The organism is Marinovum sp. 2_MG-2023 (assembly GCF_030548265.1).
Taxonomy (GTDB): domain Bacteria; phylum Pseudomonadota; class Alphaproteobacteria; order Rhodobacterales; family Rhodobacteraceae; genus Marinovum.
Map to the genome: position 1 here is coordinate 15609 of NZ_JAUOSD010000007.1, position 20269 is coordinate 35877.

The window sequence follows — 20269 nt, forward strand, 5'->3', positions numbered from 1 at the left end:
CGGCGCCTGCCCCAAATTGCTGCGAATCGCTTTTCGCGGTCCTTTCCGGCGAGTTTACCCAACCCTGTGGAAAAATGCGCCCCCCATTGACATCAAGCACTTACACGGCGCTGTTCACCCCGCCTTGAACTCTTTTGCCGGGGTGCTATGCAAACGCCAATGGCATTTAATAAGGAAAACCGCCTTGGACATCGAAGCGCTGAAATCTGCTCACCCAGATCACTGGTCAAAAGCTGCGGCCATCCGGGCCCTGACATTGGATGCGGTCCATGCCGCAAATTCGGGCCACTCGGGGATGCCGATCGGCATGGCAGACGTCGCAACCGTGCTGTTTGAAAAACACATGAAATTTGATGCGGCCAACCCGACCTGGCCTGATCGCGACCGGTTTATCCTGTCCGCCGGCCACGGTTCCATGTTGCTGTATTCCCTGCTCTATCTGGTTGGTGATGCCGAAATCACCCTCGATCAGATCAAGAATTTCCGCCAAAAAGGCGCGCTGACCGCCGGTCACCCGGAAAACTTCCTGGCCGCCGCCATTGAAACCACCACCGGCCCGCTGGGTCAGGGGATCGCCAATTCCGTCGGTTTCGCCATGGCCGAAGAAATCCAGCGCGCGCGCTTTGGCGCCAAGATCGTGGATCACCACACCTATGTGATCGCGGGCGACGGCTGCCTGATGGAAGGTGTCAGCCACGAGGCCATCGGCATCGCCGGGCGGCACGAATTGTCGAAACTGATCGTGCTTTGGGACAACAATGACATCACCATTGATGGCAAAGTGTCGCTGTCGGACCGCACCGATCAGGTGGCGCGCTTCACCGCCGCTGGCTGGCATGTTCAGGAAATCGACGGTCACAACCCGGAAGAGATCGACGCAGCCATCACAGCCGCGAAAAAGTCGGCACAACCGTCGATGATCGCCTGCAAGACCCACATCGCGCTGGGACACGCCGCCCAGGATACCTCCAAGGGTCACGGCGCCTTGACCGATGCGGATCAAATGGCCGCCGCGAAAGCGGTCTATGGCTGGACAACCGGCCCGTTTGAAGTGCCCGCCGCCATCAAATCCGCATGGGAGGCCATCGGCAGCCGTGGCAGCGACACGCGCGCGGCATGGGAGGCCCGTTTTGCCGCCGCACCCGGCAACAAGCAAAAGGAATTCACCCGCCAGCTGGCCGGTGAAGCGCCCAACAAGCTTTCGGCGACCATCAAGGCGTTCAAGAAGCAGATCAGCGACGAGAAACCCAAATATGCGACGCGCAAATCGTCGGAAATGGTGCTGGAGCTGATCAACCCGCTCATGCCCGAAACCGTGGGCGGCTCTGCTGATTTGACCGGATCGAACAACACCAAATCCGGGGATATGGGCGTGTTTGACGTCGACAGCCGTGGTGGGCGTTATGTCTATTGGGGCATCCGCGAACATGGTATGGCCTCGGCGATGAACGGCATGGCGCTGCATGGCGGCGTGCGCCCCTATGGCGGCACGTTCATGTGTTTCACCGATTATGCCCGCCCAGCAATGCGCCTGTCGGCGCTGATGAAACAACCGGTTGTCTATGTCATGACCCATGACAGCATCGGGCTTGGCGAAGACGGCCCAACCCACCAGCCGGTGGAACATCTGGCCATTTCGCGCGCCACGCCGAACACATTGGTGATCCGCCCCGCCGACACGGTGGAAACCGCAGAGGCCTGGGAAGTGGCATTGACCCAAGAAGCGACCCCCTCTGTCTTGTCGCTGACCCGTCAGGGCCTGCCGACGCTGCGGACCGAGCACAAGACCAAGAACATGGTGGCCCAGGGTGGCTATGTTCTGGCCGATGCCGAAGGCAAGCGCGAGGCGATCCTGATCGCAACCGGGTCGGAAGTGGCGCTGGCGATGGAGGCACGCGAGATCCTGCAAGCCGAAGGGATCGGCGTGCGCGTGGTCTCCATGCCTTGTATGGAGTTGTTTGCCGCACAGGACGAAGCCTATCGCAAGCGGGTGCTGCCCGGCGGGCCGGTGCGTGTCGGCATCGAAGCCGCAGTGCGCGAAGGCGGCTGGGATCGTTGGCTGTTGGGCGAACGTGGCCGCGAAGCCAAGGCAGGCTTTATCGGCATGCCCGGCTTTGGCGCGTCAGCCCCGGCTGGCGAATTGTTCGAGCATTTCGGCATCACAGCGGCGGCGGCCGTGGCCAAGGTCAAAGAGCTTCTGGGGTAAGCGATGGGGGCGCTCTGCCCCCAAACCGCAGGACAGATGGGGGCTCTGCCCCCAAACCGCAGGATAGATGGGGGCTCTGCCCCCAAACCCCCGGGATATTTGTGAACAGAAGAAGGGCTGGCCGGAAAATGGTCAGCCCTTTTTGCGAACAGAGGTCCAAAGCGGCATAATCATTTTGGTGACAACCGGGATCAACAAGATCCCAAGCGCCAGCCCCAACAGACCATCAATCGCCGCCGTGCCCAGCCATTCCATCGCGCCCTGCCAGGTCGCTGGCCCGAATTGCGCCAGTGCCACCGCCCAATCATGAATTAGATGTTCCGGTGCGTGCCAGCCCATTTCCGCGGCGCCATGGACGATGATCGACCCGCCAACCCACAGCATGGCCGCCGTGCCGACCACCATCAAAGCTGACAAAAACCCCGGCATCGCCGCAACGATCCCGCGCCCCATGAGCCGCGTCGCCCGCAGCCGCCCGCGCGCCGCCATCCACAGCCCAAGGTCATCGGCCTTTACGATCAACGCCACCGCACCATAGACCGCCAGGGTGATGCCAACCGCGACCGTGGCCAAGGTGGCCGCTTCGATCCAAAAGCTGCTTTGCGGGATGGCGGCCAGGGCAATTGTCATGATCTCAGCCGAGAGGATGAAATCGGTCTTGATGGCGCCGCGCACTTTTTCTTCTTCCAGATGTGCCGGATCACCGGTTTCCGGCCCGGCATGATCCGAACCATGCGGCACAAGAACATGTGCGACCTTTTCCGCGCCCTCAAAACAGAGGTAAGCCCCGCCCAGCATCAGCAACGGTGCAATCAGCCAGGGTGCGAACTCTGCCATTGCCAGGCCAACAGGCAGCAGAAACACCAATTTGTTGATCAGCGAGCCGCGCGCAATCCGCCAGACAATCGGCAATTCACGCGCCGGTTCAAAGCCATGCACATATTTCGGCGTCACCGCCGCATCGTCGATCACTGCACCCGCGGCCTTGGCCCCGGCCTTGGCCGCCTGCGCGGCGATATCGTCGACCGAGGCCGCCGCCACCTTGGCAATCGCCGCCACATCATCCAGCAGCGCCAGCAATCCACTCATCTTCGACTCTCCGTCTGTTTGATCCGAACTGTAGAGATCAGTTGTCGCGCTGCAAGGCCCAGCGCCCGGCCCCATGTGCCGCCAGCACAAGACAGCCACCGGCAATGGCCCAGTTTTTCACAAAGATCGTCATCTGCCATGGGTCCTCCGGCAGAAAGTGAAACAAGGACGTCACCGCGCAATATCCGGCCAGCAACAGCGCCAGGCAGCAAGCAAGCCAATGACCGCATCCGGATTGCCGGCTTTTTGCACCGCGCCGCCAAGGAACAACAACGCGATCAGAAAGCGCCCCAAAAGCACCGCTAAGTCAGGAAAATGATTCTTCATGTCCAAAGATCTAGGGCGCGAAACACAAAAGCCATGCCGCTGTTACCGCAACCAAGCAACCGATAGCGCAAACGCGTTAGCGCCACCAGACGTTTCGCGGCAACGGTTAACGCTATCATATTGTAAATGTTCAACTTTCTCTTGGAGATGCTGCACCCGCACAGTATCACCCGCACGACGCCAAATAGGAGACTTCAGATGACAGTCACAATCGGAATCAACGGATTTGGCCGGATCGGCCGCTGCACCCTGGCACATATTGCCGAAAGCGCGCGCAATGACGTTCAGGTCATGAAAATCAACGCCACCGGCCCGATTGAGACCTCTGCCCATCTTCTGCGCTACGACAGCATCCATGGCCGGTTCCCCGGCGAAGTCACCGTCAAAGGCAATACCATGGATCTGGGCCGTGGGCCGATGGAGATGTTTTCGACATATGATCCGCAGGAACTGGATTGGTCGGGCTGTGATGTGGTGTTGGAATGCACCGGCAAATTCAACGATGGCAAGAAGGCGGATGTGCATCTGTCGCGGGGGGCGAAATCGGTGCTGATTTCCGCCCCGGCCAAGAATGTGGCGCGCACGGTGGTTTATGGCGTCAACCACCGCGACATGACGGCAGAAGACCGGATCATTTCCAACGGGTCCTGCACCACCAATTGCCTGGCACCGCTGGCCAAGGTGCTGGACGAGGCGATCGGCATCGAACGCGGCATCATGACCACGATCCACAGCTACACCGGCGATCAGCCCACGTTGGATCGCCGTCACAATGACCTGTATCGCGCACGTGCCGCCGCCATGGCGATCATCCCCACCTCGACCGGTGCGGCCAAGGCGCTGGGAGAAGTTTTGCCGAACCTGCGTGGCAAATTGGACGGCACCGCGATGCGCGTGCCGACGCCGAATGTATCGGCCGTGGATTTGACCTTCGAAGCCGGCAAAGACGTGACGGTGGAGGACGTGAATGAAATCGTACGCGAAGCGGCAGCTGGGCATATGGGCGCTGTTCTGGGCTATGATCCCGAGCCGAAAGTGTCGATTGATTTCAACCACACCACACAAAGTTCGATCTTTGCCCCGGATCAGACCAAGGTCATTGGCGGACGCACGGTGCGGGTTCTGGCCTGGTATGACAATGAATGGGGTTTCTCGGTGCGGATGGCGGATGTGGCCGGCGCCATGGGGCGTTTGCTGCACTAAGGTGATCCCGGGATTTTTGACGGAATTGTCGCCACGCTGGTTTCGCGTGGCGATTTTTCTTGGGGAGGCCGACACCGCGGGCCAGATGAGGGCAAGCCCCCCAAACCACAGGATAGATGGGGGGCAAGCCCCCCAAACCCCCCGGGATATTTCTGGTCAGATGAAAGGCTTGATCGCCTTTTTGGGGGCTGTTTTTCGGTGATCAAAGTGTCGGGTGATCGGTTGCCTTCGGCAATTGTATGTAGCGCGGAGGTCCGGCCAAGCGCTGAAACCTGAGGGTCGATGATCCTGTTGTCGCTTGGGGGCCCAATCCGCAGCGACAGTGCGCGCGCCTTCTGTTGCGCCCGCACCGGCCGCCCATTGCGCCGCCGTTCACCAACCACAGATTGACCATTGCCCAGCCGGGCCGGTTGCGGCAGGGTCATGCCAAATCGGAGCCTGACATGACCAACACCATCGCCCTATACCTCGCAGTTTTTCTTTTGGCGGCTATTGGCGCGGATTTTTACCTGTTCGGCACAGAGCATTCGCTTTTCCTTGCGAAAAAGTTTCTCGATCTGTTGGAATGGCTCAGCTTCTGGCGCTGAGGCGGCAATTGACTTTTGCGGCAAGATACGTTTGTTAGCGTTAACGGAAACCGGAATCGCAGGGCGACCCGTTGTCGTCTATTTCTGCGCCCGAACCATGGGAGAATGACATGGCTGTCAAAGTTGCCATTAACGGATTTGGCCGTATCGGTCGCAACGTGCTGCGCGGCATTATCGAATCGGGCCGCACAGACATTGAAGTGATTGCGATCAACGATCTTGGTCCGGTCGAAACCAACGCGCATTTGCTGCAATACGACAGTGTGCATGGCCGGTTCCCGGTCGAAGTCACCACCGGTGACGATTGGATTGATGTCGGTCGTGGCCCGATCAAGGTTACAGCGGAACGCAACCCTGCTGATCTGCCTTGGTCTGACGTCGATGTGGTGTTGGAATGCACCGGTATCTTCACCTCGAAAGAGGCATGCCAGGCCCATCTGGAAAACGGCTCCAGCCGCGTTCTGATCTCGGCCCCCGGGAAAGATGCTGACAAGACAATCGTTTACGGTGTGAACCACGATGTGTTGACCGCCGAAGATCTGATTGTATCGAACGCCTCTTGCACCACAAACTGCCTGTCGCCGGTGGCCAAGGTTCTGAACGACACCATTGGTATTACCAAAGGTTTCATGACCACGATTCACAGCTATACCGGTGACCAGCCGACGCTGGACACGATGCACAAGGATCTCTATCGCGCCCGTGCCGCCGCTTTGTCGATGATCCCGACCTCAACCGGTGCGGCCAAGGCCGTGGGTCTGGTGCTGCCGGAATTGAACGGAAAGCTTGACGGTGTTGCAATCCGGGTGCCGACGCCAAATGTATCGGTTGTGGACCTGACATTCGAAGCCGCGCGCGAGACCACGGTTGACGAAATCAACGCCGCCATTCGCGCCGCTGCCGATGGCCCGCTCAAAGGTGTGCTGGGTTATACCGACAAGCCGCTTGTCAGCTCGGATTTCAACCACGATCCGCATTCGTCGATCTTCCACTGCGACCAGACCAAGGTCATGGACGGCACAATGGTGCGTATCCTCAGCTGGTATGACAATGAATGGGGCTTCTCGAACCGGATGGCGGATACCGCCGTTGCGATGGGCAAGCTGATCTAAGCTGGCGCGGCTTCGCCATTACGGAACGCCAAGAAACAAAAAAAGCCCCGCAGATTGCGGGGCTTTTTCTTTGCTCCCTTACACCGGGAACCGTCATTTTGGTTTTGCCTCAAAATGAAATCAAAAAGATGTCCACGTCACCGCAGGTCAATCAAATCGGGTGCGCAGGGCATCATTTACCGCCGGGGTGACAAATTTCGACACATCGCCGCCCAGCCGGGCGATTTCCTTGACCAGCTTTGACGCAATCGCCTGATGCCGGGCTTCGGCCATCAGAAACACGGTTTCGACGGAATCATCCAATGCCCGGTTCATGCCGACCATTTGATATTCATATTCGAAATCCGCCACGGCGCGCAGACCGCGGATGATCATCCCGGCCCCCACATCGCGGGCGCAGTCAATCAACAGATTCTCGAACGGATGCACGACAATTTCGGTTCCGATGGTTTCCGACAATTTCCTGGTCTCGCCCTCGATCATGGCCACACGCTCTTCCAGCGCGAACAAAGGCCCCTTGTCGCGATTGATCGCCACACCGATCACCAAACGATCCACCAGCACACTGGCCCGCCGAATGATATCAATGTGGCCAACGGTGATCGGGTCAAAAGTGCCGGGATAAAGGCCTATGCGCATGAGAATATTCCGAGGTTTGCGTCATCAAGGGTCTGCCCCGATCACTTGCCCAACAGCATTGCCGCTGTCAAGCGGCGACGAAAGATTGTTGCGCGGATGGGGCTTAATGCCCCATGATCATTCCCTCCAGCGCGTCTTTTTCCATGGCAAGCTCGCTCAGACGGGCCTTGACCACATCCCCAAGCGAAATCAGCCCGACCAATTCACCGTCTTCGACCACCGGCATGTGGCGGAAACGGCCCTCGGTCATCCGGGACAGAACGCTATCGGCCTGTTCATCACGCGTGCAGGTCTGCAACTGCGTTGTCATGTGATCGGCCACCGTTTGGCCCAGACAGCCCGCGCCGCTTTTGGACAATTCGCGCACGATGTCACGTTCCGACAGGATGCCCGCCGCAGATTTTCCATCGTCCTTGGAAATGATCACCGTCCCGATGCGTTTTTCTGCAAGGATAGCCACCGCTTCCGAAATCAGCATTCCCGGCGGCACGGTTTCGACCGAAAATCCACCCTTTGATTGCAGGATTTGCTGCACCAGCATTTTTCTCTCCTTGCCTTGCACGTTTCTTTCAGCTTTCCCGCAAGTCCTTCTGCTGTCAAGCAATCCTTCAATTCGATTGTGTAAGTGCCTCCAGCCGCGCGACTTCTGCACGCATTCCAGCGACCAGCGCGGCGGCAAACCGGTTCATCCGATCCAGCCGCCGGTCATCGCCATGTCGCACCAGATAAAACGCGCGGGACAGGGAAATCTCTGATGCCAGAACCCGGCGCAATTCCGGGGCATAGGGCAGCGCGAAATCATGCACGATGCCAAGCCCGCCGCCCTGACGCAGCCAATTGAGCTGGACCGAAACCGAGTTCGACGCCAGATGCACCTGATCCAACCCCATGTCCGACAGGTAATCCAATTCGCGATCAAAAATCATGTCCGAAATATAGCCGATCACCCGATGGGCCCGCAGGTCCTGGGGGGATTGGATCGGTGGACATTGCGCCAGATAGGTCTCGGCCGCTGCGACATGCAGTTGATAGTCCGCGATTTTTTGCACCGTCAATCGCCCGGCTGTCGGCGGGCTGACCGATATGGCGAGGTCAGCTTCGCGTTTGGACAGGTTCACGACGCGGGGCTGTGACAGAATCTGAATCTCCAGATCGGGGTTGTCGCGGGCAATTGTGGCACAGACCCGCGGCAGCAGGAAATTGGCACAGCCATCCGGCGCGCCAATGCGGATCTGACCGGAAAGCCGACCCGCCTCGCCCGCCAGCGCCTCGGCGGCCCCTTGCGTGGCCTGCTCGGCCCGTTCCGCATGCGGCAGAAGCCTCTGGCCCGCATCGGTCAGCGCATAGCCCTGGGGTGATTTCCCAAACAGCGGCTGGCCCATGTCCTGTTCCAGCCGGGTGATACGCCGCCCGACCGTTGCCGGATCAATCCGCAGCACCCGCCCCGCCGCAGAGAGGCTCTCATGCCGCGCCACCGCCAGAAACACCCGAATGTCATCCCAAGACTGCACCGCGCCCCCTTTGCAAAAATGCAAAATGCTTTTGGAACATTGTCGCTTTTCTGGGCGAATTTGCAAGACTATGCTGCGGGCAATTCAACCCGAGGAGCCCCCGATGAACGTTATCAAGAACTATATCAACGGCAGTTTTGTCGAAAGCACATCGACACGGACCGCCGATGTGATGAACCCCGCCACCGGCGAGGTGCAGGCGCAGGTCAAACTGTCGAGCAAAGCGGAACTGGACGATGCGGTGGCCAAAGCGGCCGAAGCGCAAAAGGCATGGGGCGCCACCAACCCCCAGCGTCGCGCGCGGGTGATGATGAAGTTCGGCGCCTTGATCAATGAAAACATGGACAAATTGGCCGAACTGGTCAGCCGCGAACATGGCAAGACCCTGCCCGACGCCAAGGGCGACGTGCAACGCGGGCTTGAGGTTGTCGAGGTCTGCATGGGCGCGCCCAACATGCTGAAAGGTGAATTCACCGACAATGGCGGTCCGGGCATTGACCTTTACTCCATGCGTCAGCCGCTGGGTGTCGTGGCCGGTATTACGCCGTTCAACTTTCCCGCGATGATCCCGCTGTGGAAAATGGCGCCGGCTCTGGCCTGCGGCAATGCGATGATCCTGAAACCGTCCGAGCGCGTGCCATCGACCGCATTGCTGCTGGCGGAACTGCTGAAAGAGGCCGGTCTGCCCGACGGTGTGTTGCAGGTGGTGAACGGGGACAAAGAGGTTGTCGATGCCATCCTCGACAACGACACAATCGCCGCTGTCGGATTTGTCGGCTCGACACCGATCGCCCAATACATCTATGGCCGCGCCGCCAACAATGGCAAACGCGCCCAGTGTTTCGGTGGTGCCAAGAACCACATGATCATCATGCCGGACGCCGATCTGGACAAGGCTGCGGATGCATTGGTTGGTGCGGGCTATGGTGCGGCCGGCGAACGCTGTATGGCGATTTCGGTTGCTGTCCCCGTGGGCAAGGAAACCGCCGATGCGCTGATCGAAAAGCTGGTGCCCCGGGTCGAAAAGTTGAAGGTTGGCCCCTATACTGCGGGCGACGACGTGGATTACGGCCCTGTGATCACCGCCCAGTCCAAGGCGCGGATCGAAGGTTTGATCAACAGCGGCGTGGACCAGGGTGCGAACCTCGTGATCGACGGTCGTGGTTTCGAGCTTCAGGGATATGAAAACGGCTTCTTCTGTGGCCCGTCGCTGTTCGACAATGTGACGCCGGATATGGACATCTACAAAGAAGAAATCTTTGGCCCGGTTCTGTCCCAGGTGCGCGCCGACAGCTATGAGGACGCGCTGAACCTTGTCATTGACAACGATTACGGCAATGGCACCGCAATCTATACCGCCGATGGTGATACCGCACGCGACTTTGCCCACCGGGTGAATGTGGGTATGGTTGGCATCAACTTCCCCATTCCGGTGCCGCTGTCCTATCACACCTTTGGTGGCTGGAAAAAATCGGCCTTTGGCGATTTGAACCAATATGGTCCTGATGCCTTCCGCTTCTATACCAAGACCAAAACCGTTACCGCGCGCTGGTTCTCGGGGATCAAGGACGGTGGCGAATTCAATTTCAAAGCCATGGATTAATCCCAACCCAAGGTTGATCATCACCAGATTGTGATCCAGGGCCGCAGCGTAAACTGCGGCCCTGAGTTGTTTTTTGCTTCCCAAAACGGGATTTATCAAGTTAATTGACCTATCAACGATTTTTTGGTTTTTATGGGGGGCAGCGCGGTGGGGTTTCACTATTTGATACTTGAAGAAGAGCGCGTTGTGTCCATAGAGCTGTTCAATCGGGTCGATCTGGCCTGTCTCGACAAGATGCGTCAGGAATTTGATAGCAATCCGAAATACACGCCCGATTTGAACATTCTGTGCGACCTGTCGCAGCTAGCGGAAATCGACCTGAACTTTGCCCAGATGATGCAGGCGATTTCGATGCGATCGGCGTTTTACGAACAATGCACCGACATGAAGATGGCGTTTTGGGCCCCGCAGGATCTGCCGTATGGCATGGCCCGGATGTTTTCATCGCTGATAGATCGTTTTCCCGGCGTGACCGCCGGGGTTTTCCGGGACTGGGAAAGTGCCGTGGAATTTTCCGGCTGTGACCCACAGGTCTTTGAAACCAGGGACACCGGCACCAATCAGGGCTAGCCGCCCGGCGGGTGGGCCAACCCCAAACGCGCCTGAAACAGATCCGGGTTACCCAGCCCCCAAACCGCTTTCACAACGCCGCTTGCGCGGATTTCAATGCCAGTGCATCGTTGACCGGCACTTTATAGGAGCATTGAAATGAATATGATTACCAGACGTACCGCCCTTTTGGGTTTGGCAGCTGTGCCCGTGGCTTTGGCCGGCGCAGCCCAGGCCGCAACACATAACGTTTCCATCAAAGGGTTCGCATTTTCGCCATCCAGCCTGACCGTGGCGGCCGGTGACACGGTGGTGTTCACCAACGAAGACAGCGCCCCCCATACCGCCACCGCCGAAAACGGCGCATTTGGCACCGGCACCCTCCGCAAAGGTGAAACCGCATCGTTTGAGGTGACCACCGCGGGTGCGTTCGACTATCACTGCAAATTCCATCCGGCGATGAAAGCCACGCTTGTGGTGGAATAACCCCGCGCTGCAATTTCTGCGCAGGTAAATTTCCCGGACGCTGTGGGTTGATGCATTGCCGCAATCGCGTTTTTGCCGCTATGATCCATGACGTCCGGTTTTTTTATTGCACCCCGGGACCACAAGACCACGAACCATACCATCACGACCCACAAGAAAGAGACTGCCATGCCGGATCCGGATTTCACCATTGGCATCGAAGAAGAATATCTTTTGGTGGATTGTGACAGTCTTGCGTTGGTCGAGGTGCCCGATACCCTGATGGCGGAATGCAAGGCCGCGCTGGCCGATCAGGTCAGCCCGGAATACCTGCAATGCCAGATCGAAATCGGCACCGGCGTATGCCGCAATGTGGCCGAGGCCCGCGCCGATCTGCGCCATCTGCGGCGCACAATCACCACATGCGCGGCAAAATATAATGCCGCCCCGATCGCCGCCTCCTGCCATCCCTTTGCGGATTGGAAGACCCTGCATCACACGGATCGCGAACGGTACAACCAATTGCGCCAGGATCTGGGGGGTGTGGTGCGGCGGATGCTGATCTGTGGGATGCATGTGCATGTCGGGCTGAACGACGATGCCCTGCGCGCCGATCTTTTGGGCCAGCTCAGTTATTTTCTGCCACATCTGCTGGCGCTTTCCGCGTCCTCGCCGTTTTGGCAGGGCGAAGATACCGGGCTGGCGTCTTACCGGATTTCCGTCTTCGACAACCTGCCCCGCACCGGATTGCCGCCACAGTTCAATTCCTGGGATGAATACCAGCGTTCGGTCAAGGCGCTGGTGGATTTGGGGCTGATCGAAGACAGCACCAAGATCTGGTGGGATCTGCGCCCCAGCCACAGCTTTCCAACGTTGGAAACCCGGATCTGTGATGTCTGTCCGCGCCTGGAAGACACGCTGGCGCTTGCCGCCACCATCCAATGTCTGACCCGGATGCTATGGCGTCTGCGCACCCGCAACCAACGCTGGCGGATTTATGATCGGTTTCTGATCGCGGAAAACCGGTGGCGGGCCCAGCGATACGGCGTCGAAGAAGGTTTGATTGACTTCGGACGCGGCGAAATCGTGCCAATGGTCGAATTGATCGACGAGTTGATTGAGCTGTTGGCAGAGGATGCCGAGGCGCTGGATTGCACCGCTGAAATCGCCCATCTGCGCACGATCCTGGATCGCGGCACGTCTTCGATGCGCCAACGCGCGGTACGCGCGGCCGCAGAGGCCGCAGGCGCAGACCGCGAAGCACAGATGCGCGCCGTGGTCACCCATCTGATCGAAGATTTTCAGGCCGATCTGTGAGGGCCTGACAGGTGAAGGAAACCGCGCTCTATCCCGCCGTGAAGGCGCTGTTGGTCGCACAGGGCTATGAGGTCAAGGCCGAGATCGGCGCAGCAGATGTCGTCGCAATCAAAGGCGATGACGACCCGGTGATTGTCGAGTTGAAAACCGGATTTGCCCTGACCCTGTTCCATCAGGCGATCACCCGCCAGTCGCTTACGGATTCGGTCTATATCGCGGTGCCGCGTCTGACCGGCAAACGGTTTCAACGCGCCCTGAAGGAAAACAAGGCGCTGTGCCGTCGGCTGGGACTGGGGTTGATCACGGTCCGGCTCAGCGATGATCATACCGAGGTGCATATCGACCCCGCGCCCTATCAACCGCGCCAGAACAAGCCGCGCAAAACCCGGTTGCTGCGGGAATTTGCCCGGCGCGAGGGCGATCCAAATCTGGGGGGCGCGGCGCGCAATTCGCCGCTGATCACCGCCTATCGTCAGGATGCGATCCGGCTGGCGGAATATCTGAACAGCCATGGGCCATCGAAATGTGGCGACATCCGCAAGATCACCGGCGTGGCCAAAGCAACGCAGATCATGGCCGACGATCACTATGGCTGGTTCGAACGGGTGTCGCGCGGCGTCTATCAATTGACCCCACGCGGCGCAGAGGCGCTGGTCACACCCTGATATCGCGGCCTGATATCGCTATCTGGTGGCGCGGGTTGTCCCAAGGCCGCCTTCGGATGCAAAGCCATCTTCGGCCACGCTGGCGCGGGCCTCTGTGCGATCTTGGATCGGGGCGGCCTTGGCATCCGACATCAGCGCATCGGTCACAACGATCAGGGCACTCATTGCCAAAACGGGAAGGATCAGGCGGGGCATGGTCGTCTCCTGCGGTTGTCTTGCGTGCCCTTGGTCTAGCCCCTGCCCGCGCGCCAGCCAATTCCGGTATTCCTGACCCTCCACGCCCTTGCCACAGATCGGCATGCGACATACCGACCTGTGCTTGCCGGTCATCTTCCCGGCGAAATGCCTACACCTGCATGGCGGAACGGGTTAGCTAGGGCCAGGACCGCAGCAATGAAATCACGCGCGATTGTCGCGCGCCAGCTTTTGGCAGAAACATGAACGACATACACATCCGCAAGGTCGGGCAAACTGGCCGCATCACCCTGACACGCCCCAAAGCGTTGAATGCGCTCAGCCACGACATGGCGCTGGCGATTGATGCCGCCCTGATCGACTGGGCGCAGGACACCGATGTGCGCATGGTTGTGTTTGATGCCGAAGGTGACCGGGCGTTTTGCGCCGGCGGCGATATCGCAAAACTATACGCCACCGGCAAAGCGGGTGATTTTGAGTATGGCCGCCAATTCTGGCGCGATGAATACCGGATGAATGCCCGTCTGGCCGAGTTTCCCAAACCTGTCGCAGCCTTCATGCAGGGCTTTACCATGGGCGGCGGTGTCGGCATTGGCGGGCATACATCTCATCGCGTGGTGGGACACACATCGCGGATCTCGATGCCGGAATGCAGCATCGGCCTTGTGCCGGATGTTGGCGGGACATTCCTGCTGGCACAGGCGCCGGGGCGGATCGGCGAATACCTTGGGCTGCTGGGCGCGCGCATGGGCCCCGGTGATGCCATCCATGCCGGATTTGCCGATTACTACATCCCCGAAGCGAACTGGCCCACCCTTATCAGCGCGCTGGAGCGCAGCGGCGATTGGGGCTTGATTGACGCCGCCGGTCACCCCGCGCCCGAAAGCAAACTGGCCGCGCAACAGGGCGACATTGATGCGGCCTTTGGTGGGGAAACCCTGCCTGATGTGCTGAATGCGCTGGATCATGCGGGCACGGAATTCGCGGCGGCCACGCTTCAGGTGATGGAGCGCAACAGCCCGCTGGCCATGGCCGCCACATTGGAGCTGATCCACCGGCTGCGCGGTCCCGCCGCCACCATCCACCGCGCATTGGACGGCGAATATCGTTATACCGCACGGGCCATGGAACATGGCGATTTCCTCGAAGGTATCCGGGCCGCGATCATCGACAAGGATCACTCTCCGCAATGGCATGACGTGCTGCGCAGCCTCAAAGCCCTGCGCGTGTCGCGCATGTTGATGCCCCTTGGCCAGGACGCTCTCAGCTTTGTGGATCGGGCGACATAACCAACGGCATGTCGCCCCATTTGGTCTATTCCGCCGCAACCTTGCGCGGTTTCAACATCGGCGCGAGGTAATGACCGGTGTGGCTGGCCTTGACCTTGGCCACCTTTTCCGGCGTGCCCTTGGCGACGATTTTGCCGCCGCCATCGCCGCCTTCGGGACCGATGTCGATGATCCAGTCAGCGGTTTTGATCACATCGAGGTTATGCTCGATCACCACCACGGAATTGCCCTGATCGACCAATTCATGCAGCACTTCCAACAGCTTGCGCACGTCTTCGAAATGCAGTCCGGTGGTCGGCTCGTCAAGGATATAGAGCGTGCGCCCGGTCGAGCGTTTTGCCAATTCCTTGGACAGTTTCACCCGCTGCGCCTCGCCCCCTGACAGGGTTGTCGCTTGTTGGCCGACCTTGATGTAACTCAGACCGACCCGCATCAACGCATCCATCTTGTCCCGGATCGACGGCACGGCTTTGAAAAACTCCTGCGCCTCTTCAACTGTCATATCAAGAACGTCAGCTATACTCTTGCCCTTAAAGCGAATTTCAAGCGTTTCGCGGTTGTAGCGCGCGCCTTTGCAGGTCTCGCATTCGACATACACATCCGGCAGGAAATGCATCTCGATCTTGATGACACCGTCACCCTGACAGGCCTCGCAGCGCCCGCCTTTGACGTTGAAACTGAAGCGGCCAGGCTTGTAGCCGCGCGCCTTGGATTCGGGCAGGCCGGCAAACCAGTCACGGATCGGGGTGAAGGCCCCGGTGTAAGTCGCTGGATTAGACCTCGGCGTTCGCCCAATCGGGCGTTGGTCGATGTCGATGACCTTGTCCAGATGCTCCAGCCCCTTGATGGTTTCGCAGGGTGCCGGGGTCTGGCGCGCGCCGTTCAGACGCATCGAGGCGGTTTTGAACAATGTCTCGATCGTCAGCGTGGATTTGCCGCCGCCGGACACACCAGCAACACAGACAAACTTGCCCAGCGGGAATTCGGCTGTGACCTTTTTCAGGTTGTTGCCCGTGGCCTTGACCACGGTCACCGATTTTCCGTTGCCCTCGCGACGTTCCGTCGGCACCGAAATTTCGCGTTTGCCGGACAGATATTGACCGGTCAGGGATTTGGGATCGGCGGCAACCTTGGCCGGGACGCCGTGCGACACCACCTGTCCGCCATGCACACCCGCGCCGGGGCCAATGTCAAAAACATAATCGGCTTCGCGGATCGCCTCTTCGTCGTGTTCGACGACGATCACGGTATTGCCCTGATCGCGCAGGTTTTTCAGCGTGCCAAGCAGGCGATCATTGTCGCGCTGGTGCAGACCGATCGACGGCTCATCCAGCACATAAAGCACACCGGTCAGGCCCGAGCCGATCTGGCTCGCCAGCCTGATCCGCTGACTCTCGCCGCCCGACAAGGTGCCGGAATTGCGCGACAGGGTCAGATATTCAAGACCGACATTGTTCAAAAACCCCAGCCGCTCGCGAATTTCCTTGAGGATGGCGCGGGCGATTTCGTTCTTCTGTTGCGTCAGGCTTTCCGGCACCGATTGACACCAGTCAAAGGCCTCGCGGATCGACATCTGGACGACCTGGCCGACGTGCAACAGGTGATCGCCAGAGCCGATCTTGACCGCCAGCGCCTCGGGGCGCAGACGATAGCCGTCGCAGGCATGACAATGGCGGTTGTTCTGGTAGCGTTCGAATTCCTCACGGATCCAGTTGGAATCCGTTTCGCGGTAGCGGCGTTCCATATTGGGAATGACGCCTTCGAACACGCGGGAGATCTGATAAACGCGGCCACCTTCGTCGTAGCGGAATTCGATTTCCTCGTCGCCGGACCCATAAAGAAACACCTGCTGCACATGCGCAGGCAGGTCTTTCCAACGGGTGTTCTTGTCGAATTCGTAATGCTTGGCCAGCGCTTCGATGGTCTGAAGGAAATAAGGTGACTTGCCCTTGCGCCAGGGCGCCAGCGCGCCGTCATAGATTTTCAGCGTGGCATCCGGCACCACAAGGCGTTCGTCGAAAAACAGCTCGACCCCCAGCCCGTCACATTCCGGGCAGGCCCCGAATGGCGCGTTAAAGGAAAACAACCGCGGTTCGATTTCGGGAATGGTGAAACCACTGACCGGACAGGCAAAATTCTCGGAAAATGTAATGCGTTCCGGTTCACCTTCGCTTGGCGCGGTTTCCAGAACGGTGATCCCATCCGCCAGATCCAGCGCGGTGCGGAAACTGTCGGCCAGCCGGGTTTCCAATCCTTCGCGCACCACGATCCGGTCAACGACAACGTCGATGTCATGGCGGTATTTCTTGTCCAGTTTCGGCGGTTCATCCAGCTCGTAAAACGCGCCATCCACCTTGACCCGTTGGAACCCCTGCTTGCGCAGCTCCATGAATTCCTTGCGATATTCGCCTTTGCGGTCGCGAATGATCGGCGCGAGGAGATAGCCGCGCGTGCCCTCCTCCAGCGCCATGACCCGATCGACCATATCCTGCACCTGCTGCGCCTCGATCGGCTTGCCGGTTGCGGGGCTGTAGGGCGTGCCGGCACGCGCAAACAACAGCCGCATGTAATCATAGATTTCGGTCACTGTGCCGACGGTCGAACGCGGGTTTTTCGACGTGGTTTTCTGTTCGATGGAAATTGCGGGCGACAGACCGGAAATATGGTCCACATCCGGCTTTTCCATCATATCCAGAAACTGCCGCGCATAGGCCGAAAGCGATTCCACATAGCGCCGCTGACCCTCGGCATAGATGGTATCAAACGCCAAAGAGGACTTGCCAGACCCGGACAGGCCGGTGATCACCACAAGCTGGTCCCGGGGAATATCGACGTCGATCCCCTTCAGGTTATGTTCGCGCGCACCGCGCACTTCGATATATTTCAACTCGGCCATGAACCACCTCTGCAGACATGCGCTAAGACATAGTTGATGCATCCCGGATGGCCAATCAAAAAATGAGAACACAAAGCGAACATTCCCCAAGGTAGGGAATTCCGCCGTTGATCACGCGCCGGGCGATGCGCAAGGATTGCGCCATTGATGGATCTTTGGGGGCCCAAATGAATTTTCTTCGCATATGTATCGTCGTATTATTGGGCCTGCCCGGCCTTTTGACCGCACAGGAACGTGCGCGCACCATCCTTGTTCTGGATGCATCCGGGTCGATGTGGGGCCAGATTGATGGCGCGGCCAAGATTACGATTGCCCAGGATGTGATGGGCGATCTGTTGGGGGCGCTGCCGGAAAATCAGGAATTGGGCCTGACCGCATATGGTCACCGCACCGAAGGTGATTGCACCGATATCGAAACCCTTGTGTCGCCGGGAATTGGCACGCGTGATGCGATTTCCGACGCCGTGAACGCGATCAAGCCGCGCGGCAAGACCCCGATGACCGATGCGGTTGTCGCCGCCGCCGAGGCGCTGCGCTATACCGATCAACCGGCGACGGTGATCCTTGTATCTGACGGGATTGAAACCTGTCACCCCGATCCTTGCGCCGCCGCCCGCGTGCTGGAGAAAACCGGCGTTGATTTCACCGCGCATGTGGTTGGATTTGACGTCTCTGACCCAGAGGCGATCAAACAGATGCAATGTCTGGCGGATGAGACCGGCGGTCGGTTCCTGTCGGCCTCGGATGCCAGTGAGTTGGGCACAGCCCTGACAGAGGTTGTGGTCGCCCCGGAACCAGAGCCGGTTGCCGTCACCGTGACCTTTGTCGCAACCGAAGGCGACAACACCCCGCCGATCAGCACGCCGTTGATCTGGAACCTGACCGGGGCGGATGGGCCAATTTTCGAATTTGAACGCGGCGCCAGCGTTGCGGCCGACCTCCTGCCCGGTGAATACCGCGTGACCGTATTGCGCCCCGAGGATGAGGCCAGCGCCGAAATGACATTCACCTCTGCCATGCAGGACCAGACCGTTGCCCTGGTGTTGCCGACGCTCTTGCCTGCGGCCAGCCTTGACGCCGCCGACAGCGCGGTGGCCGGGGCGACGATCCCCGTCGACTGGCAAGGGCCGAACGCCAAAAGCGACTATATTTCCGTGTCGCGCCCCGATGACAATGGATACGTGAATTATGTCTATACCGCCAAGGGCACCCCGGGCCAGCTGGTGATGCCGCCGGTGCCGGGACAATACGAGCTGCGGTATGTTCTGGCGAATGGGCGCAAGACGCTGGCAACCCGCGCCATTACCGTGACCGAAGCCCCCGCCAGCGTCATGGCCGATGACAGCGCGCCGGCCGGTGCAACCCTGCCCGTCACATGGGAAGGCCCGGATTATGCCAATGATTACATCGCAGTCGCGCGACCCGACGACAATGGCTATGAAAACTATGCCTACACCCGCAAGGGCGATCCGGCGCAGCTTCTGATGCCATCGGTGCCGGGCGACTATGAGCTGCGTTATGTGATGTCGCAGGACCGCACCGTGCTGGCGACGCAGAAAATCACCGTGACCGACGTTGCCGCAACATTGGCCGCGCCGGACAGCGCCCTGGCGGGATCGACCCTGCCGGTGGAATGGACCGGGCCGGATTATCAAAACGATTACATCTCGGTCGCACGTCCCGAAGACAAAGGATATGAAACCTATGTCTATACCCGCAAGGGCACGCCCGGACAGCTTCTGATGCCGTCGGTGCCGGGAACCTATGAGCTGCGTTATGTGATGTCACAGGACCGCACCGTGCTGGCGACCCGAACCATCGAGGTGTTGGACATCAACGCCACGCTGGCCGCACCGGCCACCGCAGCAGCGGGTGAAGATGTGTCGATTGACTGGACCGGACCGGATTACAAGAACGACTACATCTCTGTCGCCCGCCCCGGCGATGACGGATATGAGGCCTATACCTATACCCGCAAGGGATCGCCGCTCAGCGTGACCATGCCGCTGGTGCCCGGACAATACGAACTGCGCTATATCATGGGACAGGATCGCAAGATGCTGGCGTCGCAACCCATCGAGGTCGTGGATGTTCAGGCCACGCTCGACATTCCCGAAGCCGCACCAGCGGGCAGCCGGATCGTCGTGACCTGGGACGGTCCCGCCTATGATCAGGATTATGTCCAGATCTCGCGCCCGGACGATAGCGGTTATGACTTTTACAGCTACACCCGCAATGGCAACCCGCTGCTGCTGCAAACCCCATCGGTGCCGGGCACCTATGAGGTGCGGTATGTGGCGGCCAGCAACGGCAAATCGGTCCTGGCCCAACAAGAGATTGTCCTGACCGAGGTGACAGCAGAGCTGCGCGCCGCAGACACAGGCCCCGCCGGCGGCAATTTCGCGATCTATTGGCAAGGCCCGGATTTCAAAGGCGATTATATTTCCATCGCCCGCGCGCAATCGTCGGACAATGAATATGAAAGCTATCAACGCACCAGCGAAGACAGCCCGATGGTGCTGAAATTACCCGAAGCCCCCGGCGCCTATGAGCTGCGGTATGTGGTCGAGACCGGTCGACGGGTCATCGCGCGCAAACCGCTTGTGGTGGAATAGA

Annotated in this window: 17 protein-coding genes and 1 pseudogene; 11 read left to right on the plus strand and 7 right to left on the minus strand. The window is 59.3% G+C overall.

The genetic code is table 11. The features are described 5' to 3' along the window. Nucleotides 1–184 precede the first annotated feature (184 nt). Nucleotides 185–2206, plus strand: coding sequence for a transketolase (tkt, locus tag Q4577_RS09975; RefSeq protein ID WP_303467630.1), 2022 nt, complete (start codon nt 185–187; stop codon nt 2204–2206). A 132-nt stretch (nt 2207–2338) separates the two neighbouring features. Here tkt and Q4577_RS09980 read toward each other — a convergent pair whose 3' ends face one another. Together Q4577_RS09980 and Q4577_RS09985 are read right to left on the minus strand one after the other, a co-directional pair. Next, the gene (locus Q4577_RS09980) at nt 2339–3295 is read right to left on the minus strand and encodes a DUF808 domain-containing protein (protein ID WP_303467631.1); all 957 of its coding nucleotides are present in this window, start codon (nt 3293–3295) and stop codon (nt 2339–2341) included. 37 nt (nt 3296–3332) lie between these two features. Then, nucleotides 3333–3622: pseudogene (locus Q4577_RS09985) on the minus strand (DoxX protein). A 198-nt stretch (nt 3623–3820) separates the two neighbouring features. Between Q4577_RS09985 and gap (Q4577_RS09990) the strand changes: the two are divergent. The 3 genes from gap (Q4577_RS09990) to gap (Q4577_RS10000) all read left to right on the plus strand — a co-directional run bounded on the left by gap (Q4577_RS09990) (nt 3821) and on the right by gap (Q4577_RS10000) (nt 6524). After that, nucleotides 3821–4825, plus strand: coding sequence for a type I glyceraldehyde-3-phosphate dehydrogenase (gene gap / locus Q4577_RS09990; RefSeq protein WP_244686417.1), 1005 nt, complete (start codon nt 3821–3823; stop codon nt 4823–4825). A gap of 443 nt (nt 4826–5268) precedes the next feature. After that, nucleotides 5269–5412 carry a hypothetical protein gene (locus Q4577_RS09995; protein ID WP_244686413.1) on the plus strand — a complete coding sequence of 48 codons (144 nt, stop codon included), beginning with the start codon at nt 5269–5271 and terminating at the stop codon, nt 5410–5412. Nucleotides 5413–5522: 110 nt separating this feature from the next. Further along, a complete protein-coding gene (gap, locus tag Q4577_RS10000; RefSeq protein WP_303467634.1) occupies nt 5523–6524 on the plus strand; it encodes a type I glyceraldehyde-3-phosphate dehydrogenase in 1002 nt (333 codons plus the stop codon). Between the two features lie 147 nt (nt 6525–6671). On the opposite strand, the gene coaD is transcribed toward gap (Q4577_RS10000), so the two are convergent. From coaD to Q4577_RS10015, 3 genes are all read right to left on the minus strand, one after another. Beyond that, nucleotides 6672–7163, minus strand: coding sequence for a pantetheine-phosphate adenylyltransferase (gene coaD, locus Q4577_RS10005; RefSeq protein ID WP_244686409.1), 492 nt, complete (start codon nt 7161–7163; stop codon nt 6672–6674). Between the two features lie 103 nt (nt 7164–7266). Next, nucleotides 7267–7704, minus strand: a complete 438-nt coding sequence (locus Q4577_RS10010; RefSeq protein WP_303467635.1) for a CBS domain-containing protein — start codon at nt 7702–7704, stop codon at nt 7267–7269. A gap of 67 nt (nt 7705–7771) precedes the next feature. Continuing rightward, on the minus strand, nt 7772–8674 hold the full coding sequence (locus Q4577_RS10015; RefSeq protein WP_244686404.1) for a LysR family transcriptional regulator: 903 nt from the start codon (nt 8672–8674) through the stop codon (nt 7772–7774). 103 nt (nt 8675–8777) lie between these two features. On the opposite strand from Q4577_RS10015, the gene Q4577_RS10020 reads away from it, so the two are divergent. The 5 genes from Q4577_RS10020 to Q4577_RS10040 all read left to right on the plus strand — a co-directional run bounded on the left by Q4577_RS10020 (nt 8778) and on the right by Q4577_RS10040 (nt 13273). Then, the gene (locus Q4577_RS10020) at nt 8778–10277 is read left to right on the plus strand and encodes a CoA-acylating methylmalonate-semialdehyde dehydrogenase (protein ID WP_303467636.1); all 1500 of its coding nucleotides are present in this window, start codon (nt 8778–8780) and stop codon (nt 10275–10277) included. A 186-nt stretch (nt 10278–10463) separates the two neighbouring features. Next, nucleotides 10464–10847 (plus strand): hypothetical protein, encoded by a 384-nt coding sequence (locus tag Q4577_RS10025; RefSeq protein ID WP_303467637.1) that lies wholly within the window; start codon nt 10464–10466, stop codon nt 10845–10847. 138 nt (nt 10848–10985) lie between these two features. Then, on the plus strand, nt 10986–11312 hold the full coding sequence (locus Q4577_RS10030; RefSeq protein WP_303467638.1) for a cupredoxin family copper-binding protein: 327 nt from the start codon (nt 10986–10988) through the stop codon (nt 11310–11312). A gap of 168 nt (nt 11313–11480) precedes the next feature. Continuing rightward, complete coding sequence (locus Q4577_RS10035) at nt 11481–12608, plus strand: carboxylate-amine ligase (RefSeq protein WP_303467639.1); 1128 nt, start codon at nt 11481–11483, stop codon at nt 12606–12608. Between the two features lie 11 nt (nt 12609–12619). Then, nucleotides 12620–13273 (plus strand): DUF2161 domain-containing phosphodiesterase, encoded by a 654-nt coding sequence (locus Q4577_RS10040; RefSeq protein ID WP_303467640.1) that lies wholly within the window; start codon nt 12620–12622, stop codon nt 13271–13273. An 18-nt stretch (nt 13274–13291) separates the two neighbouring features. Here the strand turns inward: Q4577_RS10040 and Q4577_RS10045 are convergent, their stop codons facing one another. Next, nucleotides 13292–13468, minus strand: coding sequence for a hypothetical protein (locus Q4577_RS10045; protein ID WP_303467642.1), 177 nt, complete (start codon nt 13466–13468; stop codon nt 13292–13294). Nucleotides 13469–13710: 242 nt separating this feature from the next. Between Q4577_RS10045 and Q4577_RS10050 the strand changes: the two genes are divergently transcribed. Beyond that, a complete protein-coding gene (locus Q4577_RS10050; RefSeq protein ID WP_303467644.1) occupies nt 13711–14757 on the plus strand; it encodes an enoyl-CoA hydratase/isomerase family protein in 1047 nt (348 codons plus the stop codon). A 25-nt stretch (nt 14758–14782) separates the two neighbouring features. Here Q4577_RS10050 and uvrA read toward each other — a convergent pair whose 3' ends face one another. Next, on the minus strand, nt 14783–17653 hold the full coding sequence (uvrA, locus tag Q4577_RS10055) for an excinuclease ABC subunit UvrA (protein WP_244689756.1): 2871 nt from the start codon (nt 17651–17653) through the stop codon (nt 14783–14785). Nucleotides 17654–17820: 167 nt separating this feature from the next. Here uvrA and Q4577_RS10060 point away from each other — a divergent pair, with 167 nt between their 5' ends. Further along, nucleotides 17821–20268 (plus strand): VWA domain-containing protein, encoded by a 2448-nt coding sequence (locus tag Q4577_RS10060; RefSeq protein WP_303467650.1) that lies wholly within the window; start codon nt 17821–17823, stop codon nt 20266–20268. Nucleotide 20269 lies beyond the last annotated feature (1 nt).